The 2,481-nt window shown below is 61.8% G+C and carries 1 protein-coding gene; it reads left to right on the top strand.

What is annotated here, in order from left to right:
* Nucleotides 1-196 precede the first annotated feature (196 nt).
* Nucleotides 197-1,762 (top strand): helix-turn-helix transcriptional regulator, encoded by a 1,566-nt coding sequence (locus Q0H50_RS09215; protein WP_294421665.1) that lies wholly within the window; start codon nucleotides 197-199, stop codon nucleotides 1,760-1,762.
* The last annotated feature ends 719 nt before the right edge of the window (nucleotides 1,763-2,481 follow it).

The raw sequence follows: 2,481 nt of genomic DNA, 5'->3' as shown, positions 1-2,481 counted from the left end.
ATTGTCTCTTGACATCTCGATGGGCATATGAGGGGACGGGGGTGCGTTCATGTTCGCCGTGGCACGCACCGCCTTGCCGTGAACACACCTCCGTCCCCTGTTCACCCTGTTCGCTGCGGGACGAGAGCTCGCGGCGCCTTCCTGCCAACGGCATAGCGGCATAGCGGTATAGAAGCCATTCGAGAATCGGGGGGATATGGCAATCTGCGAACAGGACGACACGGCGCAAAACCGGCGCGCTCAAAGCAAGGCAATCACGGGCACGGCCGAGCGATTCTCGACGGCGCTCGCGTCCATCGATCGGCAGGCGCCCAGCCTGACGTATCTGGGCCTGGGCTGCTGGTCCGCATGGAACGCCATCGCGTTCTCCGGATCGTTTTGGCTGCACGAGACGAGCAACAGCAACATCACCGAGAACCTCATGCTCGTGCATCTGCTGGCATGCTTCGTCACGCTGCTGCTGGTCGCTCTGTTCGCCGACCGTTGCTCCAAGTGGGTGGCGAAAAACCGGACCACGTTCCTTGGCGGCCTTGTGGCCGCGGTGGGCACCTTCCTCATCTGCAACGCCCGCAACGAGGTCCTGGGCGCAGCCGTCCCTCACTCCACGCTCACCATGCTGTTCAACTCCGGTTGCGTGCTCGCGGGCGTCGGCACCACCATGCTGTTCGTGCGCGCGGCCGCCCTGTTCGGCACGCTGCCGCCCCACCGTGCGCTCTACCGGCTGGCCGAGTGCACGCTGTTCTCAATCGCTATCTATTTCGTGCTGAAAGGCTGTCCGCAGCCTATCGCCGTCGCGGCGTTCATCGCGCTGCCCGTGATCGGCGCCGCGCTGTTCTGCGTCCGCCGCAAAGACGTGCGCGGCGAGAGGCAAGTGCTCGACACGCCGGTGAAGCTGACGCGTAGGTTCTGGGTGCTGCTCGCCTCCATCGGCCTATGCTCCACGGCGCTTGAGCTGGTTCGCGCATATGTGCTGATCAGCGTGCCGCCGACATTCGCCGTCAGCGCGAACGTGGTTTCCCAGCTCATCGAGATCCCCCTTATGATCGCCATCATGGTCGCCGTGCTGCTCGCGAAATCCCGCCGCGACGGGTTCGCCAAGATGTACTCCATCGCCGCATGCGCGCTAACGGTGCTCATCGTATGCATCGCCATGTTCTCCCTTAACACGCCTGCCGTGGCGTCGGGCGCCTGGGTAGTGTGCACGTGCTACAACATGGTGGTGTGGGCCATGCTGTATTACCTGGTATATCAGTGGCGCGGCGGGGCGCTTCGCATCGTGGCGTTCGGCAATGCGGCGCTGTCGGGAGGCACGCTCGTGGCAAGCCTGTTGGCCATGGCATATCAGGCATCACATATCTCGGAAAACGCGATGAAGGCCATCATCGCCCTGATCGGCGTTGCCGTGCTCGTCGATGTGCTGTTCGTTTTCTCCGAGAAGCAGATCAACAGCATGCTGCTGCCCGTGGATGAAGGCGGCGCGGATTCGGCGGACGATGCGTCGAGCATCGGCGCAGCCAGGCAACCGGGCCGATGGAAGCTCGCCTGCGAGGAGGTCGCGCGCGCCGCGGGCTTGTCCGCTCGCGAGACCGAGGTGTTCCTGGGCCTGGCGCGCGGCCGGACCGCCCAGGAGATCGCCGATCGCGAAGTGGTGTCGATCTACACCATCCGGGCCCACACGCGCAGCATCTACGCCAAGCTTGACGTGCACAGCAAAAAGGAGCTGGCAACACTCGTGCAAAAGCACGTTGACCAGGCAGGATAAAGCACACATAGCAGACCGAGCCGGGCCAGGTACTTGCCAAGTCATATGCCCGAGTCGAGCCGCGCACCTGCCGAACCATATTCGCAGGCCGAGCCGCGCACCCAAGCCGGCACATATGCCCGAGCCTAGCCGTGTACCGGGGTCGGTCCGCGTACCGGAGACGGGTCATACACCCAAGACGGGCCATATACAAAGACAGGACTTTAAACCGCCACGAAGCCCTTCTGCATAACGTCCCCACGAAAATGCATTGAGCAGCATTCTATTCCACGCGGTCTTCCGCTCATCCCAACCGTCGGCAGCCTATTCGCGGCAAAGGCCGATACGTCTGCGTTTGTTTCCCAACTCCCAAGTAGCCAGCTCGACAGAGGAACCGTCTGCCCTGGTCAAGCGGCTGCATGCAAATTGACTACTTGGGGCTTCCCGGTTTGAACGCAGACGTATCGGCCTTCCACTGCGCTAGTGCATCCCGTCCGCCGGCAATCTCTTTCGTAGCAAAAGGCGATATGTCTGTGCTTGTTCTCCCATTTTACGAGTAGCAGACCTGGGAGAGAAGCCATTTGCCCTGCTCAAACGATTGTGCGCAAATTTGATACCTGAGGCTCCCCGGGTTAGACGCAGACGTATCGACTTTCCTACAGACTGACACACGGACAGGGCGAAAACTCGTCTGCAACGCCCTCTAATTCGAACGCACGGGAGACAAAGACGCATCGACC

Origin of the sequence: uncultured Senegalimassilia sp., from assembly GCF_934632265.1 — a bacterium.
Taxonomy (GTDB): Bacteria; Actinomycetota; Coriobacteriia; order Coriobacteriales; family Eggerthellaceae; genus Senegalimassilia.
This window is presented reverse-complemented; position numbering and strand designations above follow the sequence as displayed.

Coding starts and splice junctions, on each gene's coding strand:
- Q0H50_RS09215 (WP_294421665.1), top strand. CDS start 197: ATGGCAATCTGCGAACAGGACGACACGGCGCAAAACCGGCGCGCTCAA.